The organism is Bradyrhizobium sediminis, from assembly GCF_018736085.1.
Taxonomy (GTDB): domain Bacteria; phylum Pseudomonadota; class Alphaproteobacteria; order Rhizobiales; family Xanthobacteraceae; genus Bradyrhizobium; species Bradyrhizobium sediminis.
In genome coordinates, this window is the sequence record NZ_CP076134.1 from 4,477,061 (window position 1) to 4,497,861 (window position 20,801).

The 20,801-nt window shown below is 64.2% G+C and carries 19 protein-coding genes and 1 pseudogene; 8 read left to right on the forward strand and 12 right to left on the reverse strand.

Annotated elements, in window-relative coordinates; all coding sequences use genetic code 11:
• The first annotated feature begins 157 nt into the window (after positions 1-157).
• The 3 genes from KMZ29_RS21520 to KMZ29_RS21530 all read left to right on the forward strand — a co-directional run bounded on the left by KMZ29_RS21520 (position 158) and on the right by KMZ29_RS21530 (position 3,167).
• On the forward strand, positions 158-877 hold the full coding sequence (locus KMZ29_RS21520) for a FecR family protein (RefSeq protein WP_215621095.1): 720 nt from the start codon (positions 158-160) through the stop codon (positions 875-877).
• Between the two features lie 2 nt (positions 878-879).
• Complete coding sequence (locus KMZ29_RS21525) at positions 880-2,004, forward strand: hypothetical protein (protein ID WP_215621096.1); 1,125 nt, start codon at positions 880-882, stop codon at positions 2,002-2,004.
• Between the two features lie 77 nt (positions 2,005-2,081).
• A complete protein-coding gene (locus KMZ29_RS21530; protein ID WP_215620267.1) occupies positions 2,082-3,167 on the forward strand; it encodes an IS5 family transposase in 1,086 nt (361 codons plus the stop codon).
• 330 nt (positions 3,168-3,497) lie between these two features.
• Here the strand turns inward: KMZ29_RS21530 and KMZ29_RS21535 are convergent.
• From KMZ29_RS21535 to ggt, 7 genes and pseudogenes are all read right to left on the reverse strand, one after another.
• Positions 3,498-4,610, reverse strand: a pseudogene (locus KMZ29_RS21535) (IS4 family transposase); the annotation flags it as partial.
• Positions 4,611-4,807: 197 nt separating this feature from the next.
• Positions 4,808-5,299 carry a VOC family protein gene (locus KMZ29_RS21540; protein ID WP_215621097.1) on the reverse strand — a complete coding sequence of 164 codons (492 nt, stop codon included), beginning with the start codon at positions 5,297-5,299 and terminating at the stop codon, positions 4,808-4,810.
• Between the two features lie 27 nt (positions 5,300-5,326).
• Complete coding sequence (locus KMZ29_RS21545) at positions 5,327-5,758, reverse strand: VOC family protein (protein ID WP_215621098.1); 432 nt, start codon at positions 5,756-5,758, stop codon at positions 5,327-5,329.
• Between the two features lie 121 nt (positions 5,759-5,879).
• On the reverse strand, positions 5,880-6,161 hold the full coding sequence (locus KMZ29_RS21550; protein WP_215621099.1) for a DUF1488 family protein: 282 nt from the start codon (positions 6,159-6,161) through the stop codon (positions 5,880-5,882).
• A gap of 76 nt (positions 6,162-6,237) precedes the next feature.
• On the reverse strand, positions 6,238-6,774 hold the full coding sequence (locus KMZ29_RS21555) for a cupin domain-containing protein (protein ID WP_215621100.1): 537 nt from the start codon (positions 6,772-6,774) through the stop codon (positions 6,238-6,240).
• Between the two features lie 36 nt (positions 6,775-6,810).
• Complete coding sequence (locus KMZ29_RS21560; RefSeq protein ID WP_249779755.1) at positions 6,811-7,269, reverse strand: FKBP-type peptidyl-prolyl cis-trans isomerase; 459 nt, start codon at positions 7,267-7,269, stop codon at positions 6,811-6,813.
• Positions 7,270-7,321: 52 nt separating this feature from the next.
• Entirely contained in the window at positions 7,322-8,908 is a 1,587-nt protein-coding gene (gene ggt / locus KMZ29_RS21565; RefSeq protein WP_215621102.1) for a gamma-glutamyltransferase, read from the reverse strand.
• 172 nt (positions 8,909-9,080) lie between these two features.
• On the opposite strand from ggt, the gene trhO reads away from it, so the two are divergent.
• From trhO to KMZ29_RS21585, 4 genes are all read left to right on the forward strand, one after another.
• Positions 9,081-9,833, forward strand: a complete 753-nt coding sequence (trhO, locus tag KMZ29_RS21570; RefSeq protein WP_215621103.1) for an oxygen-dependent tRNA uridine(34) hydroxylase TrhO — start codon at positions 9,081-9,083, stop codon at positions 9,831-9,833.
• Positions 9,826-10,041 carry a SlyX family protein gene (locus tag KMZ29_RS21575; protein ID WP_215603263.1) on the forward strand — a complete coding sequence of 72 codons (216 nt, stop codon included), beginning with the start codon at positions 9,826-9,828 and terminating at the stop codon, positions 10,039-10,041. Before trhO ends, KMZ29_RS21575 begins: the two co-directional genes overlap by 8 nt.
• Positions 10,042-10,257: 216 nt before the next feature.
• Positions 10,258-11,802 carry an acetolactate synthase large subunit gene (locus tag KMZ29_RS21580; protein ID WP_369810042.1) on the forward strand — a complete coding sequence of 515 codons (1,545 nt, stop codon included), beginning with the start codon at positions 10,258-10,260 and terminating at the stop codon, positions 11,800-11,802.
• 10 nt (positions 11,803-11,812) lie between these two features.
• Positions 11,813-13,189 carry an FAD-binding oxidoreductase gene (locus KMZ29_RS21585; RefSeq protein ID WP_215621105.1) on the forward strand — a complete coding sequence of 459 codons (1,377 nt, stop codon included), beginning with the start codon at positions 11,813-11,815 and terminating at the stop codon, positions 13,187-13,189.
• A gap of 31 nt (positions 13,190-13,220) precedes the next feature.
• On the opposite strand, the gene KMZ29_RS21590 is transcribed toward KMZ29_RS21585, so the two are convergent.
• The 5 genes from KMZ29_RS21590 to KMZ29_RS21610 all read right to left on the reverse strand — a co-directional run bounded on the left by KMZ29_RS21590 (position 13,221) and on the right by KMZ29_RS21610 (position 20,076).
• Complete coding sequence (locus tag KMZ29_RS21590; RefSeq protein ID WP_215621106.1) at positions 13,221-14,000, reverse strand: enoyl-CoA hydratase; 780 nt, start codon at positions 13,998-14,000, stop codon at positions 13,221-13,223.
• Positions 13,997-14,437 carry a MarR family winged helix-turn-helix transcriptional regulator gene (locus KMZ29_RS21595; RefSeq protein ID WP_249779550.1) on the reverse strand — a complete coding sequence of 147 codons (441 nt, stop codon included), beginning with the start codon at positions 14,435-14,437 and terminating at the stop codon, positions 13,997-13,999. Before KMZ29_RS21595 ends, KMZ29_RS21590 begins: the two co-directional genes overlap by 4 nt.
• A gap of 125 nt (positions 14,438-14,562) precedes the next feature.
• Positions 14,563-16,191, reverse strand: a complete 1,629-nt coding sequence (locus KMZ29_RS21600; protein WP_215621107.1) for a GMC family oxidoreductase — start codon at positions 16,189-16,191, stop codon at positions 14,563-14,565.
• Between the two features lie 607 nt (positions 16,192-16,798).
• Positions 16,799-17,149, reverse strand: a complete 351-nt coding sequence (locus KMZ29_RS21605; RefSeq protein WP_215621108.1) for a hypothetical protein — start codon at positions 17,147-17,149, stop codon at positions 16,799-16,801.
• Between the two features lie 23 nt (positions 17,150-17,172).
• Positions 17,173-20,076: an NHL repeat-containing protein gene (locus tag KMZ29_RS21610; RefSeq protein ID WP_215621109.1), complete on the reverse strand. Its 2,904-nt coding sequence runs from the start codon at positions 20,074-20,076 to the stop codon at positions 17,173-17,175.
• A gap of 273 nt (positions 20,077-20,349) precedes the next feature.
• Here KMZ29_RS21610 and KMZ29_RS21615 point away from each other — a divergent pair, with 273 nt between their 5' ends.
• Entirely contained in the window at positions 20,350-20,682 is a 333-nt protein-coding gene (locus KMZ29_RS21615) for a hypothetical protein (RefSeq protein ID WP_215621110.1), read from the forward strand.
• Positions 20,683-20,801: the final 119 nt, after the last annotated feature.

Sequence of the window (20,801 nt, forward strand, 5' to 3'; positions counted from 1 at the left end):
GTGTGGGCGGGCCGAATTTTTAAGTCCATTGCATTGAACGCATTTCAAATTCGCCGTCACTAACCATCGGGGTCATAAGGTGCCGCTTGTGATAAATTTACAACATTGCAGGCGTGCGCGATCCGGTACGATACGGGACAGATCGATCGGTAGTGAAATGAACTGGCGTTACGGCTCTCTCTCCATCTCCGCGCTTTGCCTGGCGGCGGGGCTTGCGGCAAGTCCCGCTCACGCGCAAACACGCGTCGGCGAAGCCACCATCATCAAGAACGAAGTCGTCCGCGTCACGGGATCGGCGACCAGCCAGATCAACGTCGGCGACAGCGTGCTGCGCGACGAGATCGTGCGCACCGGCCTCGACAGCGCGGCACGGCTGGTGATGGCCGACAGCACCAACCTGTCGCTCGGCCCCAATTCGACGCTCAAGCTCGACCGCACCGTGTTCGACGACGAACACAGCTATCGCGACATCTCGATCAGGCTGACCACCGGCGCGTTCCGCTTCGTCACCGGCCATTCGGACAAGGCCGCCTACAAGATCCAGACCCAGGTCGCGACCATCGGCGTGCGCGGCACCGTCCTCGATATCCTGTCCCAGCGCGGCAAGACCACCGTGGTGCTGCGGGACAATGGCGCCTCGCGGGTCTGCACCCTGACCTTCCAGTGCATCGACCTGACCAAATCCGGCGATACCGCGGTCATCACCTTCACCGGCGGCAAATACACCATTCAGAAGACCAGCAACCCGCCCTGGACTTTCGCCTGTGGTGCTGCGGCGGGGCTTTGCACCACCACCGAATATGCGGATGCGACGCCGACGGTCACGCCGCCCGTCGATGACGGCAACGATCCCAACGGCATGCTGTGCGGGCGCTGACGATGGCAAGATTCACCCGCAGCTTTGTTCTCCCGGCAGCCCTCAGCGCGGCACTGTCGCTGGTGCTGGTTCAGGCGCTGACCCCTCCGGCATCGGCGCAAACAACACCCATGCCGGACTCGACGCCGTCGGCCTCGCCTAGCCCGACACCGACACCATCGTCCTCGCCTAGTCCGACACCAACACCATCGTCCTCGCCTAGCCCGACACCGACTCCCACGCCGACCACCGGCTCGGATTCCAGCGCAGGCTCGGTCCGCGATCTGGCCAAGCAGCGCTTCAACCAGATGATCACCAACCGGGTGCTCGGCACGGTGCTGCTCGGCGTCAACGAACAGGTCAACTGCAACGACTGCGTCAGCGCGTTCGGCTCCGCGGGGTCGTTCTCGGCCGGCATCCATGGCCGCAAGAACCTGACCTCCAACCTCGCGCTGCTGGCCGGCATCGCCTACACCCAGTACAACGAAGGCGGCTACAGCGTCACCAGCGCGCCGATCGGCGCCTTCGCGCTGCGCTATGATTTCACCGACTGGGGATCATCGCGGCCGTTCTTCGACATCGGCGCCGTGCTGTCGCCGTTCCAGAAGGTGCGCTACCGTCGCAGCTATCAAACGAGCCTCGGCCCGGTATCGCTCGACAGCGAGACCACCAGCGAGAATTACGGCGCCTATGGACGGGCGGGCTGGATCAGCCGGCTGTCGCCGCGCGATGAGGTCGCAGCGTCGGTCGAGGTCTGGCAGTTGTGGCAGCGGGTCAAGGGCTACAGCGACCCGGCCGGCGTGGCGTTCAATCCGTTCGACGCAACCATCGCCACCGGCACGGACAAGACCAACCTGGTCAAGATCGGCGGCCAGTGGACGCATCTGTTCGGCGACAGCATCGAGGCCAACATCAACGGCGGCTTCGTGCAATCCTTTGCGACCCGCTCCGGCATCGTCGCCACCGTCACCGGCGAAGGCAATGTGGTGCCGACGATCGGAAACCAGAGCTGGTTCGAATATGGCGGCCGGCTCGGCTACCGCATCAGCAAGGGCTGGGTCACCGATCTCTTCGTCAACGGCACCGCCGGCCCGCAGCCGGTCGGCAACACCATCCATGGCGGCGTCGGGCTGCGGATTACTTATTAGCAGTCTGCTGAAGAACCCCCTCGCCACGGAGGGTGCTTGATGATTCACTTTATCATCTCGAATCGGCGGAGGCGATCATGCGCGGCAGGTTTACGGATCAGGGCGGCCTGTTTTCGTACATTGCGCCGGACAGGCGTGTGCCAGCGAACCACCCGCTGCGGAAGGTCCGGGAACTTGTCCGGGATGTTTTGAGTGATTTGAACCGCAGCCTTGGGAGGTTGTACGCCAGCGAGGGACGTCCTTCGATCCCTCCAGAGCAATTGCTGAGCGCCTTGCTGCTGCAGGTGTTCTACGGCATCCGCTCGGAACGCCAGTTGATGGAGCAACTGGACTACAATCTTTTGTATCGCTGGTTCGTGGGGCTGTCGCCGGACGATCCGGTCTGGGACCCGACCACTTTCACCAAGAACCGGGAGCGGCTGCAGAACGGCGATGTGTTCACGAAGTTCATGACCAGGCTTCTGAACCATCCGCAGGTCAAGCCGCTGCTGTCGGACGAGCACTTCTCGGTGGATGGAACGCTGATCGAAGCCTGGGCGTCACAGAAGAGCTTTCGCCCCAAGGACGGCAGCGGTGACGATGATGACGGCGCCAACTTCCACGGCCAGAAGCGCAAGAACGACACCCATGCGAGTACCAGCGACCCGGACAGCAGGCTTTATCGCAAGGCGGCCGGACGGGAGGCCAAGCTTTGCTATATGGGCCACGCCACCATGGAGAACCGGCATGGGCTGGCGGTGGCCGGCAGGGTCACGCATGCCAATGGCACCGCCGAACGCCGGGCTTCGGAGACTATGCTGAAGGCGAGACGCAAAGCCGCAGGCCGCCGCATCACGGTCGGTGAGGACAAGGCGTACGATACGGCCGATCACGTCGCCAATCTTCGCGCCATCGGCGTGACGCCGCATGTGACACAGAACCAGGCCGTCACCAAAACCGGCAAGAACCGCAACAGCGCCATCGACGAACGAACCACGCGGCATTCGGGGTACGGCATGTCGCAATCGCGCCGGGCGATGGTCGAGTGCATTTTCGGATGGGGCAAGCAGCATGGCACCATGCGCAAGACCAAACATCGTGGCATCGGCCGCGTCGCCGCCGACTTCCTGCTCAATCTGATCGCCTATAACCTGATCCGCATTCCCAAACTGCTTGCCGCTTAGCCACCCGGCGTCAGGGTACACCCAACACCAGACTAGAAAATTACATCCAACTCCACCGCGCCGCCCCAACAACGACCGGCGACAATACGAAAACTCTCCATTTCAAGGTTTTTCAGCAGACTGTTAGAGCGTTTTCGAGTTGGGTGGCCTCATCCTTCGAGTATGCAGCCAATGAAGCTCGTCATGCCCGGGCTTGTCCCACGGCTGTCCGGCACGGGTTATGCTTCATGCCGCCTTCTCCAATGTGACGCAACCGCGGGCGGTGCGACGACGTCGCGCCGTCCGGGTAGCGGAGGGCTCGAAATCGAATTTGGCCTGGTGTGGTGTTGGGCCTGGCGGGGAGGCTTTTTGAAGAAGTCCTGCAATCGGCCGCCGATGCATAAGATTGGCACGGATCAGCCTGGTGAAGGCGAGCGGGCTTTTGACGATCTTGTTGGCGTCGTGAGCCAGGCGCAGCAACAGGAAGGCAATCAGGGCGACCGTGATCTGAATGCGAACCGCATTTTCGGATGTGCCGAGGAAGTGAGTGATCTTCAAGGTCTGTTTGACCCATCGAAAGAACAGCTCGATCGCCCAGCGACGCTTGTACAAATCGGCGATTTCCTCTGCGCTGGCGGTCAGATCGTTGGTGAAGATGCGCAGCACCTTGCCGGTCTCTATCGTGACCTGGACTTCGCGGACCAGGCCCGACATTGGATTGCAGCGGGAGGCGGCGAGCCGCTTCGGAAGATATCCGGTCCGATCGCTCAGGACCGGCGATCCCACCGCAACCGGCCGATCCTCGACGACCTCAAAGGGCGTGTTGCGCTTCAGCCGCGTTACGATACGGCAGCCGGCCTGATCGAGCGTCGCCCACCACCCGTAATCGTAATAGCCGAGATCGAAAACATAGGTCGCCCCCGCCTCGATCGGCATCGCTTTGGCCGCCGTGATGTCATTGACGTTGCAAGGCGTCACCATCAGGTAGAGCGGCTGGTCGGCATCGGGATCGTAGATGATGTGGGCCTTGGCGCCGCAAACGCCGGCCGAAAATGTCGCCCAATGGCCGCTCAGGCTGCTCAGCCGCACGCTGGTCGAATCGATCAGGCGAACGCAATCGCCGATCTTCCTGCGATAGCCGTTCTGCAACTGAGCGATCAGCGCCGAGAGCAGGTCGGCAAACACTTCCACAGGGCGCGAAGCGTTCGCGGTCGACAAGGCCGACTTCGAGATCGTGCAGCCGCCAAGGTGATAAAGCTTACCGGCGTGGCTTCTCAGGCCGGCTTCGATCTCCCGAAGGCCGCGCGCCCCGCAAAACTGTGCGTACAGCATTGCGATCAGATGCGGACGGCTCTTCGTCACCCGATCGTCCCAATCGGCATTGTGCCGGTCCACAAGACGATCAAACGTCGCCCACGGAATCTGCTTCAGAAGGCAGTGAAAAACGATATTCTGGTGCGGCACGGCGTTGATCCTCTTGCTGTTCAGATGATTCGCAACCAACTGAACCCAAGCAGAATCAATGCCGTGCACTTCATCAAGCAGAAAACGTGCCGGACAGCCGTGGGCTTGTCCCGGGCATCCACGTCTTAGCTTCACTCAAACAACAAAGACGTAGATGGCCGGGACAAGCCCGGCCATGACGAGAAAGGGAGTCATCTTCAGGCGGCCGCCGACTTGCCCTCATAGGCTCTGCGCAAGCCTTCGATGTCGAGCTTGACCATCCCGAGCATCGCCTGCATCGCCCGCCGGGCGCCGGCCGGATCGGAGCCGCCGAGATATTGCATCAGCGCGGCCGGCACGATCTGCCACGACACCCCGAAGCGATCCTTCAGCCAGCCGCATTGCTCGACCGAGCCGCCATTGGCGGACAATGCATCCCACAGACGATCGACCTCGGCTTGATCGGCGCAGTCGATCTTGAACGAGATTGCGTGGGTGTATTCGAACCGGATGCCGCCGTTGAGCGCCATGAAGCGTTGGCCGGCCAGCGTGAACTCCACCACCAGCACCGTACCGGCCTTGCCGCCGGGGCCGTCGACGGTGTTCTTCTGGATCTTTTCGATCCGGGAATCCGGCAGCAGCGAAACATAGAATTTTGCGGCCTCCTCGGCCTCGCCGTCGAACCACAGGCAAGGAGAAATCCTCGACATGGGCATATTCCTCGCGTTGGGTTTGAATCAGGCATCGGCCATGGCGGACTGCGCAGCGGTCGCGGCCGCGACATCCATCCACATTACTTCCCAGATATGGCCGTCGGGATCCTCGAAGCTGCGGCCGTACATGAAGCCGTAGTCCTGCTTCGGGCAGGGATCGACGCCGCCGCCCGCGGCCTGCACCTTGCCAATCATCTGGTCCACCGCCTCGCGGCTCTCGGCGGAGAGGCAGATCAGCACCTCGCTGGAGGTCCTGGCATCGGCGATCTTCTTCGGCGTGAACTGGCGGAATTTGTCGTGGGTCAGCAGCATGGCGTGGATGGTGTCGGAAAATACCATGCAGGAGGCGGTTTCATCGCAGAATTGCTCGTTCTTTTCGGCGCCGACGGCCTGATAGAAGGCGGTGGCGCGGGCGAGATCGCTGACCGGCAGGTTGACGAAGATCATTTTGGCCATAAGAGGCTCCTTTGGCGTGTTGCGGCCGAAGGACGAACGGCCGGGCCGCGACCCGACACCCAATCTCGAATTTTTTGAGGGGCTGGCCGCTCCCGTCATCGCGCGGAGCAGTGACCGGGCCCTACCTGTTTGCGGGGATATGCCTGGTGAAAATCCGCACGACAGAGCCCTTCACGACCCGGCTCTCGTCGAACAATCTGGAGGCAATTCGCTCAATGGCGTCGCGATGCTCGAGAAACTGCGCCTGTCTCACGGTGCTTGGCGAGCCTCTGACGCCTGCAAGCTCATCCATCGCGGCATCGCTGATCTGACAGTCGACGGTCTCGCCGTCGTTCAGCATCGTAAATCCGAACGCCAGGCGTTCGTCGTCGTACCCCACAATGCGACCACGCGTCAGCGGCATCAAAAGGCTCCCTCACATCGCCCCCCAAAGCGTGCTTCGCACGGCGGCTTGTCGAGAAGGCGGCGTCGCGCGAAACCTACTTCGCCTCCGCCGGATCGCGGTGCACGGGATCGACCCACAGCACCGTCTCCGGCTTTTCTACCGGCTCGATGTCGAGATTAATGGCGACCGCCTGGCCGTCGCTGCGCACCAGCACGCATTCCAGCACCTCGTCGCGGCTGGCGTTGATCTCCTGATGCGGCACATAGGGCGGAACGAAGATGAAATCGCCGGGCCCCGCTTCCGCGGTGAACTGCAATTGCTCGCCCCAGCGCATCCGCGCCTTGCCCTTCACGACATAGATGATGCTCTCGAGATGGCCGTGATGATGCGCGCCGGTCTTGGCATCGGGCCGGATGGTCACGGTGCCAGCCCACAATTTCTGCGCGCCGGCGCGGGCGAAATTGATCGCGGCCTTGCGGTCCATGCCCGGCGTCGACGGCACGTTGGGATCGAGCTCGTTGCCGGGAATGACGCGAACGCCGTCGTGCTTCCAGCGCTCGGCGTCGCCGTGATCGTGCGAATGATCGGCGTGCGAATGATCGGAATGGCTGTGATCGTGGCGATCTGTCATCGTGCTGCTTCCCGCTGAATTTCCGGCTGGCGAATGCTACTTCACGCCGAGCAGTTCGACCTCGAACATCAGCGTCGCGTTCGGAGGAATGACCCCGCCGGCGCCGCGGGCCCCGTAGCCCAAAGCGGGCGGGATGATCAGAGTGCGCTTGCCGCCGACCTTCATGGTGGCAACGCCCTCGTCCCAGCCTGATATCACCTGGCGCTGCCCGATCGGAAATTCGAACGGCTCGTTGCGGTCCACCGAGCTGTCGAACTTCTTGCCCTTCTGGCCGTTCTCGTAGAGCCAGCCGGTGTAGTGCATGACGCAGATCTGGCCCGGCTTCGGCGAAGCGCCTGACCCGACCTTGCTGTCCGAAATCTGCAAGCCTGATGGTGTGGTCATGGTTTTTCCTGGGGTCTGGGCCGATACGCCTGACGGCGCGGCGAGGAGAAAGACGCCGGCCAGCGCAATGGCAACGGCGGCCGTGAGACTTCGAAACCGCAAGTGTCGCATCTTGTGAGTATCCTTCATGACAGAGGCAGGGGCCGCAATTCGCACCGCGTTCTCAATAGCCGAGCGCGCAACCGTCCTTGCGCGGATCGGAGCCGGCGGTGAGCGTGCCCTTGTCCCAGTCGATCCAGATCGCCTGACCGCCGCCGAGCGGGCCGACCACGCTGGTGGTCTTGTGCCCGAGCTTCTTCAGGCCCTCGACGATATCGGCCGGCACGCCGTCCTCGAGCTGGTAGATATTTTCGTAATGCAGGCCGCGCGGCATATCGATGGCTTCCTGCACGTCGCAGCCGTAGTCGAGCATATTTGTCAGTACACGCACCTGCCCGACCGGTTGATACTGGCCGCCCATCACGCCGTACGGCATCACGGCGCGGCCGTTTTTGGTGACGAGGCTCGGAATGATGGTGTGCAACGGCCGCTTGCCCGGCGCGATGCAGTTGGGATGGCCGGGCTGAATGCGGAAACCGCCGCCGCGGTTCTGCAGCAGCACGCCGGTCTTGTTGGAGACGATCGCCGAACCGAAGGCGTGCGCGATCGAATTGATGAACGAACAGACGTTGCGGTCCTTGTCGACCACGGTGATGTAGACCGTCGACGGATTCATCGGCGGCGTCACCACGGGAAGGTCGAGCATCCGATCCATCCGGATCTTGCTGCCGTATTCCTCGGCGAATTCCGGCGTCAAGATCCGCGCGACATCCACATTGACGAAGGCGGGATCGGCGACGTGCTGCTCGCGCATCATGTAGGCGATCCGCGCGGCTTCGGCTTCGAGGTGGAACCGCTCGACGCTCAGCGCCGGGAACTTCGTCAGATCGAAGCGTGACAGGATGTTCAGCATCACCAGCATGGTGATGCCCGGGCCGTTCGGCGGGCACTGCCAGACGTCGTGGCCCTTGTAGACGGTGCCGATCGGCGAAGTCGTTTCGGTGGTGTGGGCGGCGAAGTCGTCGAGCGTGTGCAGGCCGCCGATGCCGCGCAAGGTCTCGACCATGTCCTCGGCGATGGCGCCCTTGTAAAACGCGTCGCGGCCGTCCTTGGCGATCGCGCGCAGCGTCTTGCCGAGCTCGGGCTGACGGATCACGTCGCCGGCCGCCGCGGGCTTGCCGTGCGGCAGCAGATAGCGCTCGGTGTTGACGCCCTTCTTCAGTTTCTCGAACTGGTTCTTCCAGTCGAAGGCGACGCGGGGCGCGACGACGTAGCCTTCCTCGGCGGCCTTGATCGCGGGCTGCAGCACGGTGTCGAGCCCGAGCTTGCCGTGATCACGCAGGATCGTCGCCCAGGCGTCGACCGCGCCCGGAATAGAGACGGCGTGCGCCGAGGTCAGCGGGATCGCATTGATCTTGCGCTCGAGATACCATTCCGCCGTCGCCGCCTGCGGCGCGCGGCCCGAACCGTTATAGGCCGTGATCTTGCCCTCGCCCCTGGGCTGAAGCAGCGCGAAGCAGTCGCCGCCGATCCCGGTCGACTGCGGCTCGATCACCCCGAGCAGCGCGCAGGCCGCCACCGCGGCGTCGGCGGCGGTGCCGCCGGCACGCAGCACATCGATCGCCGCCAGCGCGGCCAGCGGGTGCGACGTCGCCACCATTCCGTTCTGGGCGTGGACCGTGGACCGGCCGGCGAGATGGAAGTTCCTCATGCCAAATTGCTCACTTTTCGCTGTTTTATCGTTGTCTCGGGCGCGGGCTTACTTGGCATATTCAGGCCGCGATGGGAATGCTTAGGGATGCATGACACAGGTACATCCTCATCTTGACAGGGGAGGTCGGGTCAGCCTTTCCCCTGCTCCACCCTCCTGATAAACCTCCGCCATGGCTTACAAGGTCGCCGCTTTCTACCAGTTTGCAGCCCTGCCCGACTTCCGCGAACTCGGGGAGCCGCTGCGGGCGATCTGCGCCGCTCTGGAACTGAAGGGCAGCGTGCTGCTGGCGCATGAGGGCATCAACGGCACGATCGCGGGAAGCGAGGACGCCATCGACGAGCTGGTCAGGGAGTTGCGCGACGGCGCCCTGTTCGGTGGCCGGCTCGACAATCTCGAGCTGAAATTTTCGGCCGCCGCGGCAATGCCGTTCCAGCGCCTGAAGATCCGCCTGAAAAAGGAGATCGTCACCCTCGGCGATCCCGCGGCCGACCCGACGCGGCAGGTCGGCATCTATGTCGACCCCGCCGACTGGAACACGCTGATCGCAGCGCCCGACACGCTCGTGATCGACACCCGCAATGCCTTCGAGGTGGCGATGGGCACCTTCGCCGGCGCCGTCGATCCCGGCATCAGGAGTTTCGGGCAATTCAAGGATTTCGCCGCGCAACAGCTCGATCCGGCGAAGCACCGGAGGATCGCGATGTTCTGCACCGGCGGTATCCGCTGCGAGAAGGCCAGCGCCCATCTGCTCGCGCGCGGCTTTGCCGAGGTCTATCACCTCAAGGGCGGCATCCTGAGATACCTGGAAGGCGTGCCGGAAACCGAAAGCCGCTGGCGCGGCGAGTGTTTCGTATTCGACGACCGCGTCGCGCTCGGCCACGGATTGCGGGAACGCGCAATGGAACATGGCTCCGATGAATGACGCCAGGACGCTCAGCGATCGCATCGACGCGCTTGAAATCCGTCTGGCGTTTCAGGACGAAACCATCGAGACGCTGAACAACACCATCACCGCACAATGGCAGCAGATCGACGCATTGACGCGGCAACTCGCCGCCCTGAACGAGCGGCTGCGGGAAGCGGAAGCCAACGCGCCGGGCGCCACCAACGAACCGCCGCCGCATTATTAGACAGCGCGCCGGATTAGATGGCGCGCCGGCCATCTCCGCACCGAACGGCGCGGAATGTTTCCGGCCCCCCGCGGGCAAACGTCCTGGCGATACCACTTGATCGGTTGCTGCCGGCGTCCTTAGCTGCAGCGGCGCGGTTGATTCACATCAATGGCAGTCTTCTGCCTGCGCCATAGCGTTCAAGAAAACAAAACGGGGACGGAAATGGAAGGTCAAATGAACGGCGCGCAATCGCTGGTGAAGACCCTGGTCGGTTGCGGTGTCGATATCTGTTTCGCCAATCCCGGCACGTCGGAAATGCATTTCGTCGCCGCGCTCGATTCCGTCACGCAATTGCGTCCGGTGCTTTGCCTGTTCGAAGGCGTCGCGACCGGCGCCGCCGATGGTTACGGCCGCATCGCCGGCAAACCGGCGGCGACCCTGATGCATCTCGGGCCCGGACTGGCCAACGGCCTTGCCAACCTGCACAATGCCCGCCGCGCCGCGACCCCGGTCGTCAATATCGTCGGCGATCATGCGACCTATCATCTGCAATACGATGCGCCGCTGACGTCCGACATCGTCGGCTTTGCCCGCCCGGTCTCGAGCTGGATCCACGAGTCCAAGAGCGCCAAGACCGTCGCCGCCGATACGGCGCGGGCGGTACAGGCCGCGCGCGCCGCACCGGGCGGCGTCGCCACGCTGATCCTGCCCGCCGACACCGCCTGGAATTCGGCCGATCGCGCCGCGCAAGCCTTGCCGGATATCGGGCCTGCCAAGGTCAGCGCCGATACCGTCGAGGCGACCGCAAAGCTGCTGTCGAACGGCAAGAAGACCGCCATGCTGTTGCGCGGCAAGGCCTTGATCGGCGACGGGCTCGAGGCGGCCGGGCGAGTTCATGCCAAGACCGGCGTGCGGCTGATATGCGACAACTTCGCGCCGCATTCCGAACCGGGTGCCGGCCGGGTGACGGTGGAACGGATTCCTTATTTCGGCGAGCAGATCACGGCGTTTCTCGCCGGCACCGAGCAGATCGTGCTGGTCGGCAGCAAGCCGCCGGTATCGTTCTTCGCCTATCCCGGCAAGCCGAGCTGGTGCGTGCCCGAGGGCTGCGAACTCTTCCATCTCGCCCACCCGCACGAGGACGGCGCCGGCGCCCTGCAAAATCTCGCCGATGCGCTCGGCGCGCCCGCCAGGCCTGCGCTCTACACCGAACTGCAACTGCCCGACCTGCCGAAAGGCCGGCTCAACTCCTACACCGTGGCACAGGTCATCGCCCACCTGACGCCGGACCATGCGGTCATCGCCGACGAGTCCAACACCGCAAGCCTGCCGCTGTTGATGACGCTGGCGCGGGCCCGCCCCCACACCCATCTGCCGCTGACCGGCGGTTCGATCGGCCTCGGCCTGCCGCTCGCGGTCGGCGCGGCGCTGGCCGCGCCCGGCCGCAAGGTGGTCTGCCCGCATGGCGACGGCGGCGCCGCCTACACCATGCAGGCGCTATGGACCATGGCGCGCGAAAACCTCGATATCACGGTCGTGATCTACGCCAACCGCTCCTATGCGATCCTCAATTACGAACTGCAGCGCGTCGGCGCCGGCACGCCCGGCGTCAATGCGCTGGCGATGATGGACCTGCACAATCCGGAAATGAACTGGACCAAGATCGCCGACGGCCTCGGCGTCGAGGCCAGCCGCGCCACCACGGCGGAGGAATTCGCCGCGCAGTACGAGTCGGCGATGAAGCACAAGGGGCCGCGCCTGATCGAAGCGATGACCTGAGGAAGCCGCCATGCCCGTGATCGATGCCCTCACCGGAATCGTCGGCGAAGGCGGCGTGCTGGACGCTGCCGAAGTCGCCAGGCGATCCGCCGGCGCGCTGCGCTGGGACAATCTGCAGGCGCAGGCGCTGGTGCGCCCGCGAACCACCGAGGAGGTCTCGCGGGTGCTGCGCTGGTGCCATGACCATGGCGTTGCCGTGGTGACCCATGGCGGCCTCACCGGTCTCGTTCACGGCGCCGATGCCGCGCCCGCCGAAGTGATCCTGTCGATGGAGCGGATGCGCGCCATCGAGGACATCGACCCGGTGCAGCGCACCGCCGTGGTTCAGGCCGGCGTGGTGCTGCAAACCCTGCAGGAAGCCGTCGAGGAGCACGGCCTGAGTTTCCCGCTCGACCTCGGCGCCCGCGGCAGCGCGACCATCGGCGGCAACGCCGCGACCAATGCCGGCGGCAATCGCGTGATCCGCTACGGCATGACCCGCGACATGATCCTCGGCCTCGAAGCGGTGCTGGCGGACGGCACCGTCGTCTCATCGATGAATCACCTGATCAAGAACAATACCGGCTACGACCTCAAGCAGATCTTCATCGGCTCCGAGGGCACGCTCGGGGTGATCACGCGGCTGGTGTTGCGGCTGCGGGAAAAGCCGGCCGCGCAGGACGTCGCAATCGTCGCGGTCGCGGATTTCGATTGCCTGCCGAAATTGCTCAAGCACATGGACCAGAACCTGAGCGGCTCGCTGTCGGCCTTCGAGGTGATGTGGCAATCGTTCTACCGCCTGGTGACGTCGGCGCCCGCCAAGGGCAAGCCTCCGGTCAGCCAGGACCACCCTTATTACGTTTTGGTCGAAAGCCTCGGCGCCAACGCGAGGCTCGACTCCGAACGCTTCGTGGCCACACTGGAATCGGCGCTGGAAGCGAGGCTGATTTCCGATGCAGCCGTCGCCCAGTCCGAAAACGACCGTCGCGCGTTCTGGGCGCTGCGCGACGATGTCGCGCAGGTCGTGGCCGGCGGCATTCCCGTGGTGTTCGACATCTCGCTGCCGATCAGTACGATGGAGCAATATGTCGCCGCCTTGAGCGGGGATCTGCAGTCCTCGATCGGCGACCACAAGCTCTGGATCTTCGGTCATCTCGGCGACGGCAACCTGCATGTCATCGTGCAGGTGCCGCTGAAGGACTATCTGGCGTTGCGGCCGAAAATCGAGGCCCTGGTCTACGGCCCGCTCGGCAAGCTCGGCGGTTCCGTCTCGGCCGAGCATGGCATTGGACTGGAGAAGAAACCGTATCTGTCGGTCTGCCGAAACGACAGTGAGCTCGCGGTGATGCGGCGGCTCAAGACGGCGCTCGATCCGGCCGGCATTCTCAATCCCGGCAAGATCCTCTGAGAATTCTCTGCCGCTCGACCTTGCCTCCGCGCTAGCGCGCATCCGCGAGCTTGAGGAAGTCCGGCGGCCGGCGCTCGGCGAATGCAATGAAGGCTTCTCGCGCCTCCACGGTTTTCAGACGCTCGGCGAACCGTTCGCTTTCCGCAACGATCTGCGCCATCAGCACCTCCGGATTCCGCATCAGCCGCTTGGTCGTGCCGAGGGCCCCCGCGGGCTGCCTGGCCAGACGTGCGGCGAGAGCCTTCGCCTCGGCGTCAAGCTTGTCCAACGGCACGACCCGGTTGGCGAGACCCCATGTGACTGCGGACACGGCATCCACCGGTTCGCCGAGAGCAAACATCTCGTAGGCACGCGCATAGCCGATGCGGAGCGGCATCAGCAGGCTGGATGCGGCTTCCGGCACCAGGGCCAGGTTGACGAACGGCGTTGAAAGCAGCGCATTCTCGGCGAGCACCACTAGGTCGCAATGAAGCAACATCGTGGTGCCTATGCCGACGGCGCGCCCTTGCACCGCGGCGACCAACGGGCGGCTCGATCGGGCGATGGCCTGCAGGAAGCGGCCGACGTGCCGCTCGCCCTGGAAACCGCCGGCGGCAATGGCCGCAAACTCGCCGACATCGTTGCCGGCCGTAAACATGTCCCCCTCGCCCCGGATCAGCAGGACGCGGACGGCGGGGTCGGTCTCCGCACCTTCGATCGCATCGGCCAATGCACCATACATCGCGTTGGTCAGGGCATTCTTCTTGTCCGGCCGCGCCATCGTCAGACTCAAAATCCCGCCGTCGTTTTCGAGTTTGATATGCTCAGTCATTCATCTTCTCCTTTTGGAAATTTGGTTTGCACACTGGCGAGCCAGCGCGCGACGACGTCGATTTCCGCGTCGGTGAACCCTTCGGTGAGACGTGCGTTGATGTCGGAAAGCCCTGCTTTCGAGCGCGCGAGCGCCGCGCGGCCGGCGGAGGTCAGCCAAAGGCGCCACGCGCGCCCGTCATCCGGATCGGCGCGCCGCTGGATCAGGTTCGCCGTCGTCATCCGGTCCACCAGCCCGCTGATGCCCGGCGGCCCCAGGTCGAGCGCCGCCCCCGCCTCGCCCATCAGCATGCCGTCCCGCCGGCCCAGGATGAAAAGCAACCCGGACTGCGCGGCCGTAACCCCGCTCTTCTCGGTCCGCGTCGCCACCCACCGCTGCAGCCGGCGCTGCGCGACGTTGAGCAAAAAGACCAGGCGGCGGTCCTGACGGAAACTCACAGGGACAGGCTCTCAAAATTTAGTTCGCATACGAACTATATAAGTGCCGGGACATTGTCACGATAAATCTTTGCCCGGGGGGACCTGCCGGGATCCGGCTGCGGGCTGGCGGCGCGCCGGCCGCGCTATCGCGCGTCCTGCAGGATCATGTCGGACGCCTTCTCGGCGATCATGATAACGGGGGCGTTGGTATTGCCCGATACCAGGTCCGGCATCACGGAGGCATCGACGACGCGCAGGCCCTCGATGCCGCGGACGCGAAGCCGCTGGTCGACCACCGCCAGCGGATCGTTGCCCATCCGGCAGGTCGAGGTCGGGTGATAGACCGTGTTGCCGCGCAGCCGGCAGAACGCCAGCAGGTCCTCGTCGCTCACCACCTTCGCGCCCGGCTCCTTCTCCTCGATCACGAAGGGCTTCAGCGCCGGCGCGGCCAGGATCCTGCGCAGGATCTTGAGGCCTTCGACATTGGCGGCGCGATCGGTCTCGGTCGCGAGGTAATTGATGCGGATTTCCGGCGGCGCCATCGGGTCGGCGCTTCGGATGCGAAGCGAACCGCGGCTCTCGGGGCGCACTTGGCAGACCGACGCGCTGAAGGCGGAAAAGGGATGCAGCTTTTCGCCCATCTTGTCGGTCGAGAACGGCAGAAAGTGAATCTGGACGTCGGGCGAGGCCAGCCGCGGGTTGGTCTTGAAGAACGCGCCCGAGGTGCCCGCGGCGATCGTCAGCGGTCCCTTGCGGAACGCCGCATAGCGCACGCCGGCCATGATCCGGCGCACGGGATGATTGAGAACGTCGTTGAGCGTGATCGGCTGCGCGCAAAGCATCACGATGCGGACCTGCATGTGATCCTGCAGGTCGTTGCCGACGCCGGGCGCGTCGAGCACGACGCCGATGCCGTGGCTCTTCAACAGTTCCGCCGGTCCGACGCCGGAAAGCTGCAGCAGCTGCGGCGAGTTATAGGCGCCGCTCGAGACCAGGATTTCCTTGCGCGCCCGCACAGTCCGCAACGCGCCGTTCTGCCGGTATTCGACAGCGGCGGCGCGCCGTCCCTCGAACAGCAGGCGCTGCGCCAGCGCGGATGTCTCGACGCGCAGATTGCTGCGCCCCTTCGCGGGACGAAGATAAGCCACCGCCGTGCTCGCCCGCCGGCCGTTCCGCGTCGTGGTCTGAAACCAGCCGGCGCCTTCCTGGGTCGCGCCGTTGAAATCGGGATTGGCGGGGATGCCGGCCTCGGTCGCCGCATTGATGAAGGCCCCCGACAGCGGATCGGCGTGCAGCATGTCGGAAACCGGCAGCGGGCCGCCGGCGCCGTGGAAATCGTTTGAGCCGCGCTGCTGGTCTTCGGCCTTCTTGAAATACGGCAACACGTCGTCGTAGCCCCAGCCGGTGTTGCCATGCTGCCGCCAGCGATCGTAGTCTTCGTGCTGGCCGCGAACGTACAACAGGCCGTTGATCGAACTCGATCCGCCCAGCACCTTGCCGCGCGGCTGAAACACCTGGCGCCCGTTCAGCCCCGGTTCGGGCTCGGTCTGGTACATCCAGTTGACGGTTTTTTCCTTGAACAGCTTGCCGTAGCCGAGCGGCACGTGGATCCAGAGATTGGTATCCTTCGGGCCGGCTTCGAGCAGCAGCACCGAATGTTTGCCGTCGGCGCTGAGGCGGTTGGCAAGCACGCATCCGGCCGAGCCCGCACCGACGATGACGTAATCGAATTCGGAAGTGTCGTTGGGCGACGTTGCGCCATTATTGGTCATGTATTTCCCCCACGCCCGGCACGGCCGGCGCTGCACCTAACCAGATAATTCAAGGAGGTTGCAAGCGGGCGATCATTCAAATGCAGCGCTACATGCGGCCAATCGTACGGAATTCTGTCTCCCGCGAGTTCTGTCTCCCGCGAAGGATTCTTCGCAAAATCGGCTTTGGCCTTACGTGCAAATCGCAAGGTATCGCATGATATCGCTTCGTTGCCTTGGCGCCGCCATCGGTTGACTCACATCAATGTTGGGCGACGGCGCAGGCATATGAATGAAAAAGCAAATCAAGAACAACGTGCTCACGCGGGGCACAAGGGTTTGAGGGTTCAACGATGCGCATGACACTTGCCTTCACGCTGGCCGCAGTCGCCCTGTTGCCGTCTGTTCAATCGGCATCGGCGGCACCCTGTCCGTTTCCGATGGTGCGGGTCTGCGCGCCGCAGCCACAGAACCGACCCCCGGCTACCCCCACGCAGTGCCGGTGCGAGAATCCGCCCGGCAGTCCGACGTGGGGCGGCAAAGCGGAGATTCACAAGAAGAATGTGCCGACGGTGAAGCCCAACAAGACACCCGGGGCAAACAACTGAGTGCGCATCGACGCGTGAATTTAGTTCAGTTTCTTGCTGCCCGTAACCGGCCGCGGCGGCTCCGGCTGCGGGTTCAGCCAGGTTCCGCCCTTATCGACCTTGGCGGGGCCCATTGGCGGCTCGGGCTGCGGATTGAGCCAGGTCTTTCCTGATCCTCGCACCTTCGGCTTCTTCACATTCTTCGAGTTGGTCACCACCGCCGCTTCGGCCAGCCTGACTAACCGTTGCGCCCCGAACCGGGCCGAGTCGCCGGCCGACCCCGTCGAGATGCTCGCGCTGGCGACATCTATTGTGGCAGCAAGAACAAGACCAGCCATCGCAAGAGCTGATCGCTTCGCGATGGTCGCCGACGTGAATTTTTCTCGCATCATGGATCCTCCTGACAGAACTGACATCACCGATCGAATTGTTGGCGGAAGCGTGGCGCGATTGGAGCCGGCCGAACTATCGGCTTCGGTACAAAGCGCTTCGGCGGGACGAACCGCTTCGGCGGCGGCCGCACCACGATCCGCGGCGGTGGCGGGACAAACTCCCGGCCGCCTCGTTTGCCGCGCGGAAGGATGACCGGCGCGGGAACATGAATGCCGCCCGGCACGAATGCCGGACCTCCGGGCACGCATTTCCGCTTGTCGGCATCAGGCTTCTGTCCGGACGGGCAGCACTGCCCGCCTGCCGTCGCCTGGGCCGCGAGGCAGCATGAGCCGTTCGGCAGTTTGACATAGCCGGTGAAGCAGGCGCCCGGTTGCGTGACCGGCGCGGCATTGGTGACGCATTTCCCGTCGACAAGGAATTGCCCTTGCGGACAGCTGCACGCGGCGGCGGCGCCGGCTACCGCGCTCGGCGGCAGACAGCACTCGCCGGTGAGCGCATTGGTGATCGTGCCCGGCGGGCAACCCGCCAGCTGACCGCAGCTGCCGTCTGACTGCGGCTTGGTGCCGGACGGGCAGCATTGACCGCTCGACGACAACTGCTCGGGCGGGCATATCTTCTTCAGCGGGCCGCAGCTGCCATCCGGCTGCGGTGTCGTGCCGGCCGGGCAGCAGGTGCCGTTCGACGACAGCTGCTCGGGCGGACATGGCTTCTTCATCGGGAAGCAACTGCCGTCGGGCTGCGGCTTGGACCCCGGCTCACAGCAAATGCCTTTCGACGACAACTGGCCGGGCGGACAGCCTGGCAGCTTTGGCTTGTCGCACTTGCCGTCGGGGCCGGGCAGCGTGCCGTCAGGGCAGCACTGGTTGGCGTAGAATGCCGCGGATCCGCTCGGACACAACTGCAGGCAACTTCCGTCGAGCCCAGGCTGGATCATAATTGGACCAGGCTGCGAACAAGCCTTCCCCGCAGCCGTCGGCTTGCAGCCGTGCGCGCTGGATGGATCCGGCTCGTATCCAACCGGACAGACCGGCATCTTGAACGCCGGGCAATGATAGCCATTGGCATCGTGGACCGCCTTGGTGCCATCTAGACAGGTCAACTTGGTCAGGTCGTTGGGATCGAATGTGCTGGGGTCAAAGCCTGACCAGCACGCCTCGACATGGCCGGGGTCGGTAGATCCGTCCGGGCATGGCGACTGGCACTGCCCGTTCGGGCCAGGAAAGAATCCTATCGGGCAGCACTGGAATCCGGGCTGTTGTGTCGTGCCGGGCGGACAGGCGCACTGATTGCCGGAGCCGGGCGGGCAATCGAGCTTCGGCGGCTTCTTGCCGTGCATCCGATACCAGAAGAATCCCGGCAGCAGCTCGACCCGCGGCCGGTACCAGCCCGGCAGCATGAAGCCGGCCTGACCGCAGACGCGCAAGATCGCGATGTCGCCGATGTGACCGCGCGCGCCGGGGTCCTGGAATTGGTCGTCGTAATCGGCAAAGTAGCTTTGCAGCGGCGGCGTGTTGGCCGGCACGACCGCGGTAATCTCATTGCCTTGCAGGCCGTTCACGTCCGCCGGGCCGCCTTGGGCGAGCAGCGCGGCGAGCGCGGGATCGACAGCATTGCGCAGTTGTTCACCGGTCGACCAAAGAAATTGGCCGCAGGCGGCGCGGTCGATGCGGCCCAGTTCGTCGTAACCGAAACCGACGGCAACGCCGCCGTTGCCGTTGCGCATCTGCCGCGCGAAACCGATCGCATATTCGTCGGACTGCTCCTGCCATTGCGGCCCGGCTGTACCGGGAGGTGCCGGCAGATAGCGCAGCACGCGGCCGGTCGCTTCCATGGTTAGCGCCGTGAAGTCGGCGGCGCCGCTGGGAGCCGCGCGCTCGGCGAGCAGCATGCGGCCCTGATCGTCGAAGGTGATCCTGGAGATTTCGCTCGGCCCCGGTCCGGGCGCGACGCTGAGTTCGAGGCGCGGATCGGCGCCGAAATCCGGCGCGATCGCCACCGACCAGATCTGCAAGTCCCTGGCGACGGCATAATAGAGACGCCCGTTGCGAACGCCGAGACCGAAGATCAACCGCTGCGAAGCGGTATAGCCCCAGGTGCCGGGATCGCCGGTGCGGAATTTCGGGCTCGAGATGTCGAGACGGCCGGCGGGATCATAGGGCACAGGCGGCAAGCCCGCGGCACCGCGCCCCTGGACACCGTGATCGTAGCGGCCGCGTTCCTTTCCGGTGGAATCAAAAGCGTGGATCATTCCGGTCGCGCGGTCGGCGACGAACAACGTGTTCGAGACGGAATCGAAAGCGAGGCCGCCGAGCGCCGGCCCGGGATTGGAAGCGCCATCGAACGTCACATTGGCGAGCAGACGGACTTCGCCAGTCGTGCCATCGATCCGCCAGATCGAACCGGGACCGCCGCCGAGCTGCGACGGTCCGAACAAGCCCGTCATGAAGGCAGCGTTGGGCGCGCCCTGCTTGACACGATCCAATTGGCCCGCGCCGCCGGGGACGACGATCGGCAGCCCGTAGGCCGAAGTCGCCGCGACGAAGATATTGGGCTGCGTTGCGTTGTCGAGCGCAACGCCGAACACCTGGCCGATCTGACCCGCGGTCACGGTGAAAGGCTTCGGCGCCGTGAGCAATTGCGCCTGCGGCGGCGCGGCTGGCGCCTGCAGATCGAAAACGCGCGCGGCCGGTCCCTGCAGATCGATGAAAGTCTTGTCGGCGGGATCAACACCCGGCGCGATGCTGACCGGCGGCTGTGCGCCGGAAAAGCCGGTCACCACCGCATTGCCGTTGGCGACGATGCCGGTTGGCGGCAATGACTGCGCAAAGGCCGCACCGCGATGATCACCGCCGGAAAGCAGCACCGCGAAGACAGCTGCAACAGCTACGTGGCCTATGCTGGAATGATTGCCTTGTCGGACCGCCAAGGAAGTCGCATTTGCGCGCATGGATATATCCACTGTAAGGCAACCAAAAATTCAATTTGATCTTGAAACCGGAAGACTGAATTGATCAGGATCAACAGCGCGACGTTTCAAATTGCGTCAAATGCGCGGCGTGTCGATATTCGATGACAGCCGGCAGCGGCGCCACCCGACCACTCCTCCTCGACAACCATCGCATCATCACGAGATTGGTGTTGCCGAGGATGCCAAACAGCGGCGATTATCCTGGCCGCCACTCCAAAAAAGAAGAACTGGATGCTGATGCGAAATTCACTCTTCGTCCTGCTGTCACTCGTCATGGCCGCCGGCGCTGCATCGGCGGAGGAAGCTTCAGTCGATCTGGCCGGCATCGGCGGCCGCACATGCGCCTACTGGCTCTCGAGCCGGGACCACAGGCAGGAAGGTACGGTGTGGATTTACGGTTTCTGGAGCGGCCTCAATTACGTGGCCGCATCGAGCCAGCAAGACCAGTCGAAAGCCAGTGATGCCACGATGATCGCCGCCGTCGAGGCGGCCTGCAAGGGCAAGCCATCGCGGATCCTGGCCACGGCGGCCTGGTCGGCCTATATCGACAGCAGCGGGAAATAGTCCGGCCCGCCAAGTTTCTCCGAGAGCTCGAACCATCGAGTCAGTCGGATGCCAATTGATCGGCCGGATATGAAATGGAAGAGAGGTTCGAGAACTGGAGCAGAAAACCCTGCAACCAC

Excerpts from the sequence above, each read along its gene's own strand:
- KMZ29_RS21520 (WP_215621095.1), top strand. The coding sequence starts at position 158 with ATGAACTGGCGTTACGGCTCTCTCTCCATCTCCGCGCTTTGCCTGGCG.
- KMZ29_RS21525 (WP_215621096.1), top strand. The coding sequence starts at position 880 with ATGGCAAGATTCACCCGCAGCTTTGTTCTCCCGGCAGCCCTCAGCGCG.
- KMZ29_RS21530 (WP_215620267.1), top strand. The coding sequence starts at position 2,082 with ATGCGCGGCAGGTTTACGGATCAGGGCGGCCTGTTTTCGTACATTGCG.
- KMZ29_RS21540 (WP_215621097.1), bottom strand. The coding sequence starts at position 5,299 with ATGTCGAGGATTTCTCCTTGCCTGTGGTTCGACGGCGAGGCCGAGGAG.
- KMZ29_RS21545 (WP_215621098.1), bottom strand. The coding sequence starts at position 5,758 with ATGGCCAAAATGATCTTCGTCAACCTGCCGGTCAGCGATCTCGCCCGC.
- KMZ29_RS21550 (WP_215621099.1), bottom strand. The coding sequence starts at position 6,161 with ATGCCGCTGACGCGTGGTCGCATTGTGGGGTACGACGACGAACGCCTG.
- KMZ29_RS21555 (WP_215621100.1), bottom strand. The coding sequence starts at position 6,774 with ATGACAGATCGCCACGATCACAGCCATTCCGATCATTCGCACGCCGAT.
- KMZ29_RS21560 (WP_249779755.1), bottom strand. The coding sequence starts at position 7,269 with ATGCGACACTTGCGGTTTCGAAGTCTCACGGCCGCCGTTGCCATTGCG.
- ggt (WP_215621102.1), bottom strand. The coding sequence starts at position 8,908 with ATGAGGAACTTCCATCTCGCCGGCCGGTCCACGGTCCACGCCCAGAAC.
- trhO (WP_215621103.1), top strand. The coding sequence starts at position 9,081 with ATGGCTTACAAGGTCGCCGCTTTCTACCAGTTTGCAGCCCTGCCCGAC.
- KMZ29_RS21575 (WP_215603263.1), top strand. The coding sequence starts at position 9,826 with ATGAATGACGCCAGGACGCTCAGCGATCGCATCGACGCGCTTGAAATC.
- KMZ29_RS21580 (WP_369810042.1), top strand. The coding sequence starts at position 10,258 with ATGAACGGCGCGCAATCGCTGGTGAAGACCCTGGTCGGTTGCGGTGTC.
- KMZ29_RS21585 (WP_215621105.1), top strand. The coding sequence starts at position 11,813 with ATGCCCGTGATCGATGCCCTCACCGGAATCGTCGGCGAAGGCGGCGTG.
- KMZ29_RS21590 (WP_215621106.1), bottom strand. The coding sequence starts at position 14,000 with ATGACTGAGCATATCAAACTCGAAAACGACGGCGGGATTTTGAGTCTG.
- KMZ29_RS21600 (WP_215621107.1), bottom strand. The coding sequence starts at position 16,191 with ATGACCAATAATGGCGCAACGTCGCCCAACGACACTTCCGAATTCGAT.
- KMZ29_RS21605 (WP_215621108.1), bottom strand. The coding sequence starts at position 17,149 with ATGATGCGAGAAAAATTCACGTCGGCGACCATCGCGAAGCGATCAGCT.
- KMZ29_RS21615 (WP_215621110.1), top strand. The coding sequence starts at position 20,350 with ATGCTGATGCGAAATTCACTCTTCGTCCTGCTGTCACTCGTCATGGCC.